The organism is Alienimonas chondri (assembly GCF_013036045.1).
Classification (GTDB): Bacteria; Planctomycetota; Planctomycetia; order Planctomycetales; family Planctomycetaceae; genus Alienimonas; species Alienimonas chondri.
The window spans coordinates 1-16,071 of record NZ_WTPX01000030.1; the positions used below are offsets into that span (position 1 = coordinate 1).

The 16,071-nt window shown below is 67.6% G+C and carries 12 protein-coding genes; 5 read left to right on the forward strand and 7 right to left on the reverse strand.

Translation table 11 applies throughout. The features are described 5' to 3' along the window. Positions 1–68 precede the first annotated feature (68 nt). The 5 genes from yidC to LzC2_RS06635 all read right to left on the reverse strand — a co-directional run bounded on the left by yidC (position 69) and on the right by LzC2_RS06635 (position 4,778). Entirely contained in the window at positions 69–2,648 is a 2,580-nt protein-coding gene (yidC, locus tag LzC2_RS22780) for a membrane protein insertase YidC (RefSeq protein WP_171185055.1), read from the reverse strand. A 216-nt stretch (positions 2,649–2,864) separates the two neighbouring features. Further along, positions 2,865–3,302 carry a type II toxin-antitoxin system VapC family toxin gene (locus tag LzC2_RS06620; protein WP_171185057.1) on the reverse strand — a complete coding sequence of 146 codons (438 nt, stop codon included), beginning with the start codon at positions 3,300–3,302 and terminating at the stop codon, positions 2,865–2,867. Then, positions 3,299–3,565, reverse strand: a complete 267-nt coding sequence (locus tag LzC2_RS06625) for a hypothetical protein (RefSeq protein ID WP_171185060.1) — start codon at positions 3,563–3,565, stop codon at positions 3,299–3,301. The genes LzC2_RS06620 and LzC2_RS06625 overlap by 4 nt, the downstream gene beginning before the upstream one ends. A 30-nt stretch (positions 3,566–3,595) precedes the next feature. Continuing rightward, complete coding sequence (locus tag LzC2_RS06630) at positions 3,596–4,351, reverse strand: metallophosphoesterase family protein (protein WP_171185063.1); 756 nt, start codon at positions 4,349–4,351, stop codon at positions 3,596–3,598. A gap of 205 nt (positions 4,352–4,556) precedes the next feature. Continuing rightward, positions 4,557–4,778 (reverse strand): hypothetical protein, encoded by a 222-nt coding sequence (locus tag LzC2_RS06635; RefSeq protein ID WP_171185065.1) that lies wholly within the window; start codon positions 4,776–4,778, stop codon positions 4,557–4,559. Between the two features lie 135 nt (positions 4,779–4,913). On the opposite strand from LzC2_RS06635, the gene LzC2_RS06640 reads away from it, so the two are divergent. After that, on the forward strand, positions 4,914–5,930 hold the full coding sequence (locus tag LzC2_RS06640; protein WP_171185067.1) for a glycoside hydrolase family 16 protein: 1,017 nt from the start codon (positions 4,914–4,916) through the stop codon (positions 5,928–5,930). 215 nt (positions 5,931–6,145) lie between these two features. On the opposite strand, the gene LzC2_RS06645 is transcribed toward LzC2_RS06640, so the two are convergent. Continuing rightward, positions 6,146–6,862 carry a hypothetical protein gene (locus LzC2_RS06645; RefSeq protein ID WP_171185069.1) on the reverse strand — a complete coding sequence of 239 codons (717 nt, stop codon included), beginning with the start codon at positions 6,860–6,862 and terminating at the stop codon, positions 6,146–6,148. Positions 6,863–7,184: 322 nt separating this feature from the next. Here LzC2_RS06645 and LzC2_RS06650 point away from each other — a divergent pair, with 322 nt between their 5' ends. Further along, positions 7,185–8,828 (forward strand): sialate O-acetylesterase, encoded by a 1,644-nt coding sequence (locus LzC2_RS06650; protein WP_171185071.1) that lies wholly within the window; start codon positions 7,185–7,187, stop codon positions 8,826–8,828. 62 nt (positions 8,829–8,890) lie between these two features. Here the strand turns inward: LzC2_RS06650 and LzC2_RS06655 are convergent, their stop codons facing one another. After that, the gene (locus LzC2_RS06655) at positions 8,891–10,018 is read right to left on the reverse strand and encodes a carboxylate-amine ligase (protein WP_171185073.1); all 1,128 of its coding nucleotides are present in this window, start codon (positions 10,016–10,018) and stop codon (positions 8,891–8,893) included. Positions 10,019–10,250: 232 nt separating this feature from the next. Between LzC2_RS06655 and LzC2_RS06660 the strand changes: the two genes are divergently transcribed. From LzC2_RS06660 to LzC2_RS06670, 3 genes are all read left to right on the forward strand, one after another. After that, the gene (locus LzC2_RS06660; RefSeq protein ID WP_171185076.1) at positions 10,251–11,351 is read left to right on the forward strand and encodes a baeRF10 domain-containing protein; all 1,101 of its coding nucleotides are present in this window, start codon (positions 10,251–10,253) and stop codon (positions 11,349–11,351) included. A gap of 136 nt (positions 11,352–11,487) precedes the next feature. After that, positions 11,488–14,370 carry a PSD1 and planctomycete cytochrome C domain-containing protein gene (locus tag LzC2_RS06665; RefSeq protein ID WP_171185077.1) on the forward strand — a complete coding sequence of 961 codons (2,883 nt, stop codon included), beginning with the start codon at positions 11,488–11,490 and terminating at the stop codon, positions 14,368–14,370. Between the two features lie 94 nt (positions 14,371–14,464). Continuing rightward, on the forward strand, positions 14,465–15,970 hold the full coding sequence (locus LzC2_RS06670) for a DUF1501 domain-containing protein (protein WP_171185080.1): 1,506 nt from the start codon (positions 14,465–14,467) through the stop codon (positions 15,968–15,970). Positions 15,971–16,071 lie beyond the last annotated feature (101 nt).

Sequence of the window (16,071 nt, forward strand, 5' to 3'; positions counted from 1 at the left end):
TCGTCGCCCCGGGAGCACTGGCCGGGGCGGCGATCGGTTCGTCCGGATCGGGGAGCGACACGGACCCCCTACCGCTTCGACTTCTTCTTCCCGCGGCCGCCGGCTCGGCGGGCGGCTTTGCTGTTGAGGGCCGGGCCGCGTTCGCCGCGACCGCCGGTCTTGTCGCGGCGACCGCCGATCTGCTGAGTCGTCGCTTCTTTCTGAGCGGCCTCGGCGGCGGCCTGGGCCTCGGCGATCTTCTCCTTGAGCCGGGCCATCGGCTTCTCCGTCATCCGGCCGATCGCCCGGCCGACGGGGCCCTTCTGCTTGGGTTCGACCTCGTCCGGCAGTTCGAGCTGCGCGTTGCGGGTGCGGTCCAGCAGCTTGCGTTCGGTCAGCGTCCAGAAGGCGCTCGCGATGCTATACAGGCACCAGCCCGCGGGCAGGTGATAGATGAACAGCGACGACAGCGGCATCATGTAGCCCATCAGCTTATATTGCATCTCCTGCTCCGGCGTTTGAGCCGGGGGCATGAACAGCTTCTGCTGGAAGAACCACAGCCCCGCCAGCGCCACCGGCAGGATGTTGAGATACCAGCCGAGATACGGGATGCGGAACGGCAGTCGGAAGATGTTGTCCGGGGCGGCGAGGTTGTCGATCCATAAGAACTCCGCCAGCCGCAGGTCGACGCTGTTTAAAAGGGCATTATAAAGGGCGATGAAGACGGGGATGGTAAAAAATACCGGCAGGCAACCCATTAACGGGTTCACGCCGTATTTATTCATTAACGCCCATTGCTCGCGGCCGGCGGCCTGGGCGTCGTCGCCGCAACGTTTTTTGATCTCGGCGATCTTGGGGGCGAGCGCCTTCTGCTTCGCGGCCATCAGCGCAGTGCGCTTCGACAGCGGGAACATCAGCAGCCGCACCAGCACCGTCAGCGAGATAATCGCCAGCCAGTAGGGGAAGCCGAGGTCGTGCAGCTTCGTCATCACCCACAACATCCCGCCGCCGATCACGCCGAACCAACCCAGGTCCATCACGCCGTCGGCTTGCAACGGCTCTAACAACTCCAGCCGCTTCGGGCCGGCGAACAGCGTGAAGGACCGCGTCGCTTCGCCCGCCACGTCGCCCTGGGCGGCCGGGACGCGGACCGGGGCGCTGGTCAACCGGACGGAGACGTCGTTGTATTGCGGCTCGTCCTTGACCGGCTCGTCCACCACCTGCGGGGCGGCGCTGTGGATCGTCGGGGCGTCGAACACTTCGCCCAGGCCGGGCAGCAGACCTTCCTCATCCTCAGCGTCCTCCAACGCCTCCGCGGGCTGCGAGGCGCCGGTGCGGGGGAACAGCAGGGCCGCGAAGTATTGAGCCTCCGTCCCGACATACAGCAACGGTTTGCGGTACTCCTCCAACCCGCCGACCTCCGCGAGGTCCTCTTCACGCTGGGCCAACTCGAGTTCGGCGGCCGCATAGAGATCCCGATACCGCTGCACCGCCGCGGCGGCGTCCTCCGCGGCGGCTTTCTGTTCGTCCGTGGCACCGTCGAGCGCCGCGATCTCCGCGGCGGCGTCGGCCTTCGCCTCGGCGATTTTGAAGTCCCGATCCAGATCCTTCAGGTTCTGTTCGACGCGGCGAATCTCCTCGTCGGCCGCGAGGCTTTCCTTCGCCTTCTTGACCGCCGCGGTCGCGTCGGCGGCGGAGAGATACGTCGTCTCCAGCTCGCCTTCCTCGTCGTAATACCCCAGCTCGAGGTCGCGGAACTTGCGGGCGTTCTCCCGGTTCTCCAGCGGCAGACCGACCGGTCCCTGCAGCGTGAAGCGGGCGTCGCGGGCCTTGTCGGAGAGGTTCCTCAGCGTGAGGTCCACGTCGAGCATATAGCCGCGCGGGTCGGTGTCCCGGTCGCCGCCCTGCTGATGATCCTCCGCCGACAGATCCGGCGTGCCCTTCCGCAGGCGAAACCGCTTCACCGCTTCGAACGAACCGTCCGGCGCCGTCAGGGTGAAGACGGCGCCCCGGGCGATCTGCGGATCTTTGGGGTCGGGGATCGTCTTCGTCAGCGCCCAGTCGGCCCGCACGGAGTCCGTGCCGAACGGACGGAGCGCCGCATCGAGCGCGTCGACGCGGCTCTGGAAGGTGTTCAAGACTGCATCGCCGTTGCCCAGCACCTTCAGCTTGGCGTCGCGATCCTCCAACTCCCGATAGCGCCCGTCGTTGAGGGTCATCTTCTCGACCGCGGCGCCGCGGCTGGTCAGCGTGACCTGCGTGTAGTACCCCAGCTTCGCCGCCTGCGAGGTCAGCCCGCCCAACTGAGCGGTCGCCTTCGGGTTCGGCTCCCACTGCGGTTCGTCCGCGGCGCCGTCGGGGTCCGACGGATCGGCTTCGGGGTCGGCATCGGCCGGGTCGGCGTTCGCCCGTGCACGGTCGGCGTCCGCGAGGAACCCGCGGGGGCTCTCGCCGACGTCCTTCAGCTCGACCGGTTGCTGCGGCTGAGCCGGCGCCGGGGGGAACCAGGTGGGCTGGATGAACCCGAACCACAGCGCCCATAGGGCGAGCGTGGTCACCAGCCACATGGTGAACCGGTTGCTCTCCGGCGGGGCGGCGTCTTTCCCCGCCCCGGTTCCGGTCTTCTTCGAACCGGCGGAACCGGAGGACGCGGGCTTTTTGTCCGGCACGGGGCGAACGCGGGGGTGGAGCGAAAGAACGGGTGCGGGGCGGGGCGATCTGAAAACGACCGTCGCCGGGACTCAGGGATTCGCCGGGGGGGCGGGGATCTTCCCCAGGCTGAGGATGATCTTCGCAGACCGGGGCGAATCATCCACCCCGGGAGGGTCGGAACCGACCGGCGCCGCCGGTTCTCAAACAAATCCGAAACAAACGATCAGGACCGCTCACTCGCGCGCAAGTAACGGCCTAAACCCTGCCTGTGCGAAATGGCGATCGCCGGTCAGAACCGCGGTCAGTCCCTCCCGCTCCATCGTCACCATCGAGAGACAGTCCGTCAGAGACCAGGCTTTGTCCGGGCGGTCGCGAAAACGGGCGACGCCTTCGCTGAGGAGGTCCGAAGCGTCCGGCACGATTCGCATCCGGTCGTCCGCTTCGATCGCGTCCCACAGACGACCGAACCAAACCCGACGGCTCGGCGCCGACAGAAAGTTCCCGGTTTCGACCAGCACGTATTCCGTCGTCACCCGCGGGCCGGTGTGACGCCCTGCGACCGCCGTTGCTGAAGCGTGCAACTCGTCTCGGGGATTCAAGAGGGCGACGTAAAACGCCGTGTCGACGAACGCCGGCGACGACGGATCGAAGGACGCGGCGCCGACGCTCATGGCTGGGATCCGTAGAGCGTCTCGTCGACGGCGCTTGCTGCGTCGGGCGGGAGATCGTCGACCCGCCCGACTACATCCGCCAGCGAGTCCAATAGCGTCGGGGGACCGGCGTCGTCGCCTGTTCGCTTCGAGTCGTTTGCCGGCTCCGGAGTCGGCTGCGTCTTCCCCGGCACGACGTGCAGCAGCAGGGCAGTGCCGTCAGGCAGTTCGATCGGTTCGTCCGAGACGATGCGACCGTCGAGCACATGGGCGGTGATCGTCATTCGCGAAGCGGGATCGGCGGTTCAGGTCCGTTACTGTCCGTTAGCGAGGCGATCGCCGAGGTAGTTGTCCAGGTCGGGGATCTCGTAGATCTTCGCGGCGGTGGCGCGGTGGTCGTATTCGACGCGGCGGAAGGTCAGCTGATCGCCCTCCAGGGTGACGTAGCTGGCGCGGGCGTCGCCGTCGCGGGGCTGGCCGACGCTGCCGACGTTCACCAGCGCCTTCGCCTCGCCCAGCACGTACTTGCCGTCCAGGTCCGTCGGGGAGAGGAAGTCGAGATCTTCCGTGAACACGCCGGGGATGTGCGTGTGGCCCTGGAAGCAGTGCCGACCGACGAGCTGGAAGATCTTGGACATCTTCGGCCCGTTGTAGATGTCTTCCGGGAAGACGTATTCGTTCAGCGGGTTGCGGGCGCTGCCGTGGACGAACAGCAGGCTGTCGTCGCGTTCGGCGTGGGTGCGGGGCAGTTCGCCGAGGAAGTCGAAGCGTTCCTCGGCGCCGCGGCCGTTCTCCAGCGTGCGGCGGGTCCAGAAGATCGCCCGCTCCGCGGTGCGATTGAAGCCTTCCGGGTCGAACAGACTGGCCTGATCGTGGTTCCCCAGCAGGGTCAGGGCGCAGCGATCGCGGACCAGATCGATGCAGTCGGCCGGATCGGGACCGTAGCCGATCACGTCGCCGAGGCAGTAGATCTCGTCGACCCCGGCGGCGCCGTTCAGGCCGTCGATGTCCGCAAGAACCGCTTGCAGCGCCTCCAGGTTCCCGTGAATGTCGGAGAGGATGGCGCGCACGAACCGGGACTTCGGACCAGAGGGTGAATAAGGAGAACGACCCCGGGGACGGGCGGAATCGAGACAGCGTACGGGGGCGGGTCGCGCGACACAACCGGCGGTCGCCGGGCGGCTGCGGAGGGAGAAGTGATGGGGGCGAAGCTTCGGCGAGCGGCGGGCGTCAGCCCGCTGAGCGTCCCCGCAATCAGGTTCCAGCGACCCCGTCTCAGCCCAGCACGCGCCGCACGACCCAAAGAATGAGCAGCCCGATCCAGCCGGTGATCAATACGGCGACGACGCAGAGAGCTTGAGCGACGCCGCCCCATGTCGCGCACATCTTGTAGGCAATGATCGCTGGGATCACGCTCCAGAGCGGGATCACGACGATCTCCGACACCCCGGGCATCATCGCGACCGTCGGGGCGAACGGGATCATGTGGATCGGCATGCGGGCGAACGAGCGGAGTTGAAGCGGCAGGAGAAATGTAGTGCGGGGCGGGGCGGGGCGCCCGCGGACTTGTGGCGATGGAGAGGAACCGATTCGCTGGGGCGACTCGCTCCTCTCTCTCGCCCCGCCCCGCCTGTGCTGCCCTTCGCTCCGCTCCTGCTCGCCGTCGCGTTCGCACCGGCGGACCCGCCGACGCTGGACACCTTCAGCGCCGCCGGGGTCGCCTTTCCCACGGAGCCGGGGCGGCTGTATCAGCTGCAACGCCGGATCGACGTCAAGGGCGGGGACGAATATGAAGACGTGGACGTCGCGATCCGCGGCACCGGCGAGCGCGTCGTGCGGTTCCTGCCCGCGGGGGACTACCGCCTCGTCCGGCCGACCGGCTGGGCGCTGGTTTGGCGGGACGAGTTCAACGGCGAGCAGCTCGACCTGACCAAATGGGGCAAAGAGGTCGACAACTACGGCGGCGGCAACAACGAGCGGCAGGCGTATCTCCCCGACGACAAATACGCCTTCGTGAAAGACGGCGCATTGAACATCGCCGTCTATCGCGACCCGCACACCACCTCCGACGGCAAGACGCAGCCCTATTCCTCCGCCCGCCTCCGCACCCGCGGCCGGGGCGAGTGGAAATTCGGCAAGATCGAGGTGCGGGCCAAGATGCCCGACGGGCAGGGCATCTGGCCGGCGATCTGGATGTTGCCGACCGAGTCCCCGTACGGCGGTTGGGCGGCCGGCGGGGAGATCGACATCATCGAATCCCGCGGCAGCGCCGTGCAGGAGACCACCGGCGCCCTCCACTTCGGCGGCGCCTGGCCCCGCAACGCCTACGTCGCCCACAGCTACCCATTCCCGGATAAGAACGCCGCCGAGGCGTTTCATACCTATACGGTCGAATGGGACGCGGACGCGATCCGATGGTTCGTCGACGGCACGCTCGCCCAGACCCGCACCAAGGACGAATGGTTCTCCGAAGCGGCCCGCGAGAACCCCTCCGCCCCGTTCGATCAGCCGTTCCATCTGTTGATCAACGTCGCCGTCGACGGCCGGTTTTTTGAAAAGGTCGACCAACAAGCCGACCGCCTCCCCCCGGACGCCTTCCCGCAAACCCTGCTGGTCGATTACGTGCGGGTTTATCAGAAGGGGGAGTGAGGACGCGAGAGGCGGAAAGATACTGTGCTCCCCTCTCCCTCGAGGGAGAGGGGCCGGGGGTGAGGGTGAGCGATCCCTCACCCGGCGCCGTTCGCGAGATGACGGGCCGAGGCGACTCCGAGAGCGGCGGCGACGTGAAGGGCGATCGAGCGGTGAAAGCCCCCTCACCCCCGACCCCTCTCCCCGGGGGGAGAGGGGAGAACGTGGACCGCGGCTCATTCCCCCCTCGCTTCGCTCGCCCGCACCCATTGGCGATATAAGTCTCGGAGGTGACGAACCCCGCCGTAGGCGCCGACCACCGACCGGCTGACGCCCGCGGCCCGGGCGAGCTGGGCGCCGGTCAGCGGGCGGGTGCGGTTGCGGTTGAGATGCAGCGACCGGAGCAGCGCCGCCAGCGTACTGGCGCGGCGGTCGGGGCGGGCCATCGCCGGCGGCAGACCCGCGGCGGCACGCAGCGCCGGCCAACTGTCCGCGTGCCGATAGAGCGTCGAACTGGCAACGCCGGCCCAGCGGCAGAACTCCAGCACGCCGAAGTCCGTGCCGCGGGCCTTGGCGAAACGCTTCACCAAACGAACGAATTGCGACTGCGTCCAGGTGTCGCCGTGACGACTCGGCGGGCCGACCGGTCGGTCGGGCCGCGGCGGCCAGAGGTCATAGCGAACGGCGTGCTCCGTCGGCCCCGCCTCGCCCAACGGCGGCACGTTCTTGAGCGGACCGGTGGTGAAAACCGCGCGCAATCGCGCCCGCCGTTCGACCTCCGCCCGCCGCGTCGCCGGCGTATAGAGCGAGGCGAGTCGGTCGGCTCGACGGTTCGCGTCCTCCTCCCGCGTGCTCGGCAAGGAGGGCTGTTGTACGGGCGGGGGCGTGAAGAACGCGGCCAGCTCCGGCGGCGGCGGATCGCTGTGAAACGGATCGAAGGAGGGTTCGGACATTGCATCGCCTGATCGAATGGAAACCGTCCCGAAGATTAATTGGTGTTCGCTCGTTCACAAGAGCGATCCCGCCGCTTCTCGATCAAGCGGGGGAAATGTTTGAGAAGCGTGTTTATGAACGACGGGCGGTCGTTTTGAAGGGGAATCGCGCCGCTCGACTCTGAATCGAGCCGCGACCGTCAGGGAGCGTCTCCGGCGGCGCGCGACCGTCCCGAGACGCTCCCTGACGGTCGCGTGCCTGCTCCCGCTCGCGATCGCTTGCCGCGGTCGGCGGGGGGGTTTAGCGTCGGCGGGTTCGTCCCCTGTTTCGCTCGGAGATCCGATGATTCGCCCGCTCGCGTTCGTCCCGTTGCTGTGCGCCGGCCTGGCGCTGCCCGCCGCCGCGGAGGTCGTTCCGGCGCCGATCTTCGGCGATCACATGGTGCTGCAGGCCGGGGTGAAGGCCCCGGTGTTCGGGACGACCGAGCCGGGGGGCGTAGTGGCCATCTCCGCGAACGTCGTGACCCGCGACGAGGGCGGGGCGGTGGTCGGGTACCCCAGCGGGTCCTTTGGGACCGTGACCGCGGACGACGACGGCCGCTGGGAGTCTGCGATCGGCCCGTTCGACGCCGGCGCGGAGTTGTGGCTGATCGTCGCGGCCTCCGGCACGCCGATCTTCTCGAGCGGGCAGACGTCTGAGGAGCGTGAGGAGCAGCCGGACTCCGCCGACCGGAAGGTCTTCACCGACGTACTCGTCGGCGACGTCTGGCTGTGCAGCGGGCAGAGCAATATGGAGTGGCCGCTGAACAACACCCTCGACGGTGCCCGCGACGTGCAAGCCGCGAAGAGCGACGAGATCCGGCTGTTCACCGTCCCCAAAAATAGCGTTCGCGAACCGCAATCGACGCTGAAGGGGCAGCCGGGGCAGGGGGAGCCGTCCGCGGCCCAATGGGTCAAACTTAGCCCCGAGGCCGCGGGGAATTTCTCCGCGGTGGGGTATCACTTCGGCCAAACGATTCATAACGCGACCGGCCGACCGGTCGGATTGATCGATTCCAGTTGGGGCGGCACGCCGTCCGAGGCGTGGACCCGCGAGGAGACGTTAAAAGAATTAAAAACGACCGCTCCGCTGTTGGAACGCTGGGCCGGGTACGACGCGGCCGTCGCTGCCGGCAAGGAGACCCCCGGCAACTGGGCCGGCAAATACGGCCCCACGCACTCCCATCACCCGGCGAACCTCAATAACGGGATGATCGCCCCGCTGGTTCCTTTCGCTCTCAAAGGCGCGATCTGGTATCAGGGCGAATCGAACGCCGACCGGGCGGAGCAATACGACGAGATCTTCCCCGCGATGATCGAGGACTGGCGGGATCAATTCGGGCAGGAGATCCCGTTTTACTGGGTGCAGCTGGCGAACTATCGTGACTATCAAGAGGATCCGAACGCCGCGTCCGACTGGGCCGAGCTGCGGGAAGCGCAGGACAATACGCTGGAGGAACTGGAGAACGTCGGGCAGGCCGTGATCCTCGACATCGGCGAGGCCGCCGACATTCATCCCCGCAATAAAGCGGACGTCGGCAAGCGGCTGGCGCTGGCGGCGCTGCGGGACGTGTACGGCGTGAAGAAGTCCGGCATGAGCAGCCCGCGGTTCAAAAAGGCCGAGTTGAAGGGGAACACGGCGACGATCGCCTTCGAGACCGACGGCGATTCCCTGCAAAACCGCCGCGATGTTTATGACGAGGCCGGCGGCCAGCATGTGCTGGGCTTCACCGTCGCCGGGGCGGACAAGACGTTTTATCAGGCGACCGCGGAAGTGACCGGCCCGGACACGGTCCGGGTGACGGCCCCGGCAGAGGTCTCCGAGATCGCCGCCGTACGATACGGCTGGGCGGACAATCCGCGGGTCACGCTGTTCAACACCCGCGGCCTGCCCGCCGCCCCCTTCCGCACCGACGACTGGCCGGGCGTCACCGACGGGAAATACTGAGCGGACATCTCGTGAGCCGTCCTCTTGAAGAGGAAGAGGACGGCTCACGAGGGCGAGCGGGTCTAAACCTCCGCCGTTTCCCGCACGACGAGATCGACCGCGGCCCGGACCTCGCCGGCCTCCTCGACGGCCGCCCGCTGACGGTCGGCGCTGTTCCCGCCGTCGAGGATCTCCCGCACGCGCTCCCGGACGAAGGCGCCCTCGCCGAGATCGTCCAGTTCGACGGCGAGCTCGCCCAGCATCCGTTCAATCTGTTCGGCGGCGGGGCGGGACTTCCCGGCGGCAGTATCGACCAACTCGCCGTGCACGCCGCTGCGGGCGGCTCGCCAACTGGCCGCTCTCAATAATTCCGGTCGCGGTCGGGGGGCCGGCTCGCCGGCGGCGGCGGCCCGGGCGCAGCGCAACGCAATCGCCCGCACCAGCCCGGCGAGCATCACCGCGTCGTCCAGATGCGGACAGACGTCGCCCACGCGGAATTCGATCGTCGGTTTGTCCGGCGGGACGCGGATGTCCCAATAGACCTTCGACGCGTCCGAGATCACCCCGGCGCCCACCAGCCCGGCGACCGTGCGATCGTAGTCGGCCCGGCTCTCAAAATGCTGGGGGGGGCCGGTCATCGGCCATTTGAGCCACATCAGCGTGCGAAAGCTGTCGTAGCCCGTGTCCTCGCCCACCCAATAGGGCGAACTCGCGGTGAGGGCCAACAGGGACGAAAGATGCACCCGCGAACGGTTCATGACCTCCACCGCGAGATCCGGGTCTTCGATGCCGACGTGTACGTGCTGGCCGAAGATTAATAATTCTCGGGTGAGATACTGATAGTCGCTGACCATCCCCAGGTAGCGGTCCTTCGGGGTGATCGTTTGGTCGTGCCAGTCGGAGAACGGATGCGTTCCGGACGCGGCGATCGTCAGGCCGAAGTGCGAGGCGCTTTCCAACAGGTCGCGGCGGGCGGCGCCGAGTTTCTCCCGCACCTCCCCCAACGATCCGCAGATCGGCGTGGCGGTTTCAATCTGACACAGGTGCAACTCGTTTTGCGGCGCCAGCTCGCCGTGCAGGTGGGAATCCCGTTTCAGCTTCTCCGCCCGGCTGGCGAGCTGGCCGGTGGAGGGGTCGATAATCTGGAATTCTTCCTCGCACCCCATCGTCAGCGAGTCCGGGTCGGGGGCGGTGAAAGACCGTGCGGCCATCAGGGTGAGAATCCAAGGGGGGCGATGGGGGCGTTTCGAGAGGGTTTTGCTCATCCAAGCAAACCAGGCGCCGATCCGGGCATGGGGGTTGCTGATCGTCGTTTCGCGTGCCCTGCGCGCCGGCTCCGCGAAACCTTCGACCGCCGCCCGACCAGCGGGACCGACGGGCGACCAACGCTTCCCGCCGGCCGTTCGCCCGTCCTTCCCCTTCTCGCTTCCGCTCACGCCCCGTATGTCGCTCGCCAATTTGGATCTCTCCGAACTCGCTTTGTTGGAGGGGCCGCCGCGCTCGTTCCTGACGTTCTACTTCGCGGGCGAGACCGGACCGGGGGACTTGAACAACCGCGCCCGCGCCGCCCGCAGGCTGATCGAACATGACGAACCGGAGCATCTCGCCGCGTTCGACGCCGCGCTGGCCGGTCTGGAAGCCCTCATCGAACGCGAATCGTTGGAGGACGGCGCCGGCTATTGCCTGATGTCCTGCCCGGAGGCGAACGTCGAGTACGGCTACAAGCTGACCGTCCCCCCGGAGACGTCGTTTCGCGCCGCCCGCGGCCCCAATCTCCGACCGTTGGCGGAGTTTCAGGATGAATACGAACCGTTCCTGCTGGTCGCCGCCGACAACGACGGCACCCGTATCCTGCAGATCGCCGGCGCGGTCGCCGGCGGCGAAGACACGGTGAAGGGCGGGGTGAAGAACCGCGTCAAGAAGGGCGGCTGGAGCCAACAACGCTACGCCCGACGGAGGAAGGGCCAGTTGAAGCGGTACGCCGGCGAAGTCGCGGAGCGTCTGGCCGAGCTGATCCGCGAGGACGGTCTCGATCGCATCGTGCTGCTGGGTTCGCAGGAGACCTGTCAGCAGATTGAGGAGGAACTCCCGGAGCATCTTCGGGACAAAGTCATCGCCGACGAGGGCTTCGATCTGCACGCGGCGGAGGACGAACTGGTGGAGGAGGGCCTGCGTCTGTTCCAAAAGGAGGAGCGCCGCGAGGAAAAGGCTCTGTGGAAGCAAATTCAGAACGAAGCCCTCTCCGGCGGGCTGGGAGCGATCGGCGTCGACGACGTGCTCACCGCCCTGCAAACCGGTCGCGTGGACGAACTGGCGGTCGATCATGACGTCACGATCGACGGCAGCCGCTGCGAGCAATGCACGACCGCCTTCGCCGAGGTGCACGAGACCTGTCCCCTCTGCGACAGCGACCAGGTCGCCCCGATCAAACTCGTCGAGGAACTGGTACGTCTCGCGGAGCAAACCGACGCCGACGTGGAGTTCACCCAGGACGTCGAGGGGCTGACCAAAAACGGCGGCGTCGCGGCCCTGCTCCGTTGGTGAACCGCTCCCGGGTCGGGCGTGCCGCGTGCCCGGGACCGCCCCCGGGTCGGGCGTTCCATGTGCCCGGGACCGTGAACCCGCGTAGAATCGTACGGTAAGGTCATGTCCCCGTTCGATTCTTGCCGCCCGGTCGCCGATGCCCGCCCCGCTGCTCCTCGCCGCCCTGCTGCTTCCCGCCGCGGACGTTCCGGCAGAGAAAGGGCCTGAGGAGGGCGGACAAGAGGTCGAGTTCGCGCGGGACGTCCGGCCGATCTTCAACGCCCACTGCTCCGCCTGCCACGGCGGCGTGCGCGAAGCCGGCGACCTCAACCTCATCGACGAAGAAGCCGTCGCCCTGCTGGTGACGCCCGGCGATCCGGAATTCTCCTATCTGCTGGATCGCGTCAAAGATCCGGACGACGAAACCCGCATGCCGCCCGCGGAGCACGGCCCGCGGCTGACGGACGCCGAGGTCGCCACGCTCACCCGGTGGATCGAACAGGGGGCAAAGTGGGGCCGGCACTGGTCCTTCGATCCGCCGCAGCCCGTCGCCCCGCCGGAGGTCGAAGATGAAGCCTGGACGCACGGGCCGATCGACCGGTTCGTGCTGGCGAAGCTGGAAGCCGCCGGCGTGACGCCGAACCCCGCCGCGGAGCCGGATCGCTGGCTGCGTCGCGTGACGCTCGATCTGACCGGCCTGCCGCCCGCCCCGGCAGAGCGAACCGCGTTCCTCGAAGCCGTGCAGACCGAGGGCGAACCGGCCTATGCCGCGGTCGTGGATCGCCTGCTGGCCAGCCCGCGGTTCGGCGAACGCTGGGCGAGCGTTTGGCTCGATCAGATTCGCTATGCGGACAGCAGCGGCTTGGGGCAGGATCACCGCCGCACCGTCTGGCCGTACCGCGACTGGGTGATCGACGCTTATAACGACGACCTGCCCTACGACGAATTTACGATCAAACAGCTCGCCGGCGATTTATTGCCGGGCGAATCGATCGAAAACCGCGTCGCCACCGCCGCGCATCGGCTCACGCAGTCTAACGAGGAGGGCGGCACCGACGACGAAACCTTCCGCACCGAGGCGATTCTCGATCGCGTCAGCGTCACCTGGCAGGTCTGGCAGGGGCTGACGATGGAGTGCGTGCAGTGCCATTCGCACCCCTACGATCCGGTCGGGCATGAGGAGTTCTATCAGTCCGCGGCGTTCTTTAATAACACCGCCGACGCCGACCTCGGCAACGCTCATCCGCTGTTGCAGACGCCGAAGAACCCGAACGACTACGAGCGGGCCGCCGCGATCGACGCGCAGCTCGAACCGCTGCGGCATTCGATCTGGCAGCGGGAAAACGCCCTGCTGCAAGACCCGTCGCGGTGGCGCTCGCCGGAGTCCATGACCGCCGAGGTCACCCGCACCCCCGGCATCGAGGTCGACGACACGCCGGAGGGGCCGACGTATCGCCTCACGGGCAACGTCGCCAGCAACACCGCCGTCACGCTGACCGCCCCGCTGCCCGAGGGGCTGGAGCAGCTCACCGCGGTTCGCTTCACCGGCCTGCCGGTGGACCTGGAGAAGGCGTTGAAGGACGCGGAGTTCGGCTTCACCGTCTCCAAGGTGCGGGCGGAAGTGCGACCGGCGGAGGGAGAACCGCAGCCGGTCAACTTCACGGAGGTGCTGTTCGACGAGCCGACCCCCGCTCGCAATCCGAAGGACAGCTTGAACCTCAAGAACAACAGCGGCGTCGGGCCGTATACCAAGATGAATCGCCCGCGGTCGGCGGCGTTCGTGCTCGGCAAACCGCTGCCTGTAAAGCCGGAGTCGACGATCGAGATCACGTTGGAGTTCAACGTCTTTGAACTCGCTTCCTTCCCGCTGGTCGCCCGCCGCGGGCGAATCGATTTCAGCGGCGATCAGGCGTTTCAAGACCTGTGGTGGGACGAAACGATCAGCGCCGACCGCGCCGAACTCGCCCGGTTGGAGCAACAACGACGGGCGATTCCCTCGGCCGCGATGCCGGTGATGGTCGAACGCGAGCCGCAACTCGCCCGGCCCACGCACCGCTTCGACCGCGGGAATATGATGTCCAAGGAAGAACGGGTCGCCCCCGGCGTGCCCAAAGCCTTGGGGAACCCGCTGACGTCTTCGGGGGAAGGATCGGACGGGCAGGGGGCGAACCTCGATCGTCTCGCCCTCGCCCGCTGGATCGTCAGCGATCAGAACCCGCTGACCGCCCGCGTGGAGGTCAACCGCCTCTGGGCGCGGCTATTCGGCGTCGGCTTGGTGCGGACCGAGGAAGACTTCGGTTCCAGCGGCGAACCGCCCTCGCACCCGGCGCTGCTCGATGATCTCGCCCTACGGTTCTCGCAGGATTTCGACTGGAGCCGCAAACGCATCCTGCGGGAGATGGCCCTCAGCGCCGCCTATCGCCAGAGCGCCGCGGCCCGGCCGGAGCTGAAGGAACTCGACCCGAACAACCGCCTGCTGGCCCGCGGCCCGCGGCAGCGACTGTCCGCGGAGGCGCTGCGCGATCAGGCGTTATTCGTGAGCGGGCTGCTGACCGAGCGTCTCCACGGTGAGCCGGTGCAACCGCCGATCCCGGACGGCGTCTGGAAGCCGTTTGATAACGAAAAGTGGAACACCGCCAGCGTCGGCGACCCGAACCGCACGCGGCGGAGCGTTTATACCTACGTCAAACGCAGCGTTCCGCATCCGATCATGGCGAGCTTCGACGCCCCCAGCCGGGAGTTCTGCGCCGCCCGCCGGCCGGACAGCAACACGCCGGTGCAGGCGTTGATGACGCTCAACGACACCACCTTCACCGAGGCCGGCGCCGCCCTGGCCGATCGGATGCGCACCGCCGGCGACTCGCCCGCGGAGCAGATCGACGCCGGCTTCCTCCTCGTCTGCGGCCGCGATCCGGGGGAGCAGGAACGGGCCGCACTCGTGACCCTCTATGAACAGATCGCCGCCCTCCCCGACGGCCCCCCGCCGCCGGAGATCATCGCGGAGGTGTTGTTGAACCTCGACGAAGCCCTGACCAACTAACCCGACGCGTTAGCGAGGGACGGGCGGTCATCACGTCGAGTCCCTCGCTGACGCTTCGGGTTGCTATTGATCTTTGAACGAACCAAGCCGAACTATGAATCCCGCCGCCGAAACGCTCTCCCACGTCACGCGTCGCCACTTCCTGCGGGACGCCTCCGCCGGGATGGTGGGCGGGCTGTGGCTCTCGCATCAAGCCGCCGCCGCCGACGAGGCGACCGCCGGGAGCGAAGCCGGCGGTACGCACGGCGGCGGGGCCGGGGGAACCGGCGGCCGGCCCGGCCCGCACCACGCCGCCACGGCGAAGCGGGTCATTCATATTCATATGGTCGGGGCGCCGAGTCAGCTGGAACTGTTCGACTATCGCCCCGAGCTCGCGAAGTACGACGGCAAGGACTGCCCGCAGAGCTATCTCGACGGGCAACAATTCGCCTTTATTCAGGGCGTGCCCAAGTTGCTCGGCCCGCAGTTTCCGTTCAAACCGCGCGGGGAGAGCGGCACGCCGGTCTCCGATCGCCTGCCGTACTTCGCCGGGGAGGTCGACGGCTACGGCTGTCCCGCGGACGAGGTCTGCTTCTTGAAAACCGTGCAGTCGGACCAGTTCAATCACGGTCCGGCTCAGGTGATGGTCCACACCGGCGACGCCCGCATCGGCAAGCCGAGCGTCGGCGCCTGGACGACCTGGGGGCTGGGCACGGAGAACGAAGACCTGCCCGGCTTCATGGTGCTGCTCTCCGGCGGTCGCCCGCCGCGGGGCGGGAACGCCTTATGGGGCAGCGGCTTCCTGCCGGGCGTCTATCAGGGCGTGCAATGCCGCGGCGCCGGACCGGCGATTTTGAACGTCGACAATCCGCAAGGCGTCTCCCGCAGCGCCCGCCGGGCCGCGCTCGATACGCTGCGGGAATTGAACGAGTCCGCCCACGCGGAGTTCGGCGATCCCGCGACCCTCACCCGCATCCAGCAATACGAACTCGCCTATCGCATGCAGGTCGCCGTCCCGGAAGCGACGGACCTCTCCGGCGAAACGGAGGAGGTGCACAAGCTCTACGGCACGACCGACGGAGCCAGCTTCGCCAATAACTGCCTGCTCGCCCGGCGCCTGGCCCAGCGGGGCGTGCGTTATATTCAATTGTTTGATTGGGGCTGGGACAGCCACGGCGCCGGCGCCAATGAAGCCCTGAACCGGGGCTTCAAGGACAAATGCACGCAGATGGATCAGCCGCTCGCCGCGTTGATTCACGACCTCAAACGATTGGGGATGTTGGAGGACACCCTGGTCGTGTGGGGCGGCGAGTTCGGCCGCACCCCGATGCGGGAGAACCGCGGCGGCGTGACGATGAGCCTGGTCGGCCGCGACCACAACCCGCACGCCTTCACCTGGTGGATGGCCGGCGGCGGCGCCAAGCCCGGCCACACCGTCGGCGAGACCGACGAACTGGGCTACCTCCCCGCCGACACCCCCGTCCCCCTGCGGGACGTGCACGCCACCGTGCAGCATATGCTCGGCTTCGATCATCAAAAGCTGACCGTCCCCTTCCGCGGATTGAACCAGAAGCTGACCGGCGTCAAACCCGCCCGCGTGGTCACCGAAGCGCTCGCGTGAACCCCCCGGCAGCCCGAGGCGCAAGCCGAGGTTGGGTTGCATGGTTAAGAGAAACGGAGAGCGGCCGGCGTCACTCGGCCTCGGCTCCCGGCCCGGGCGGC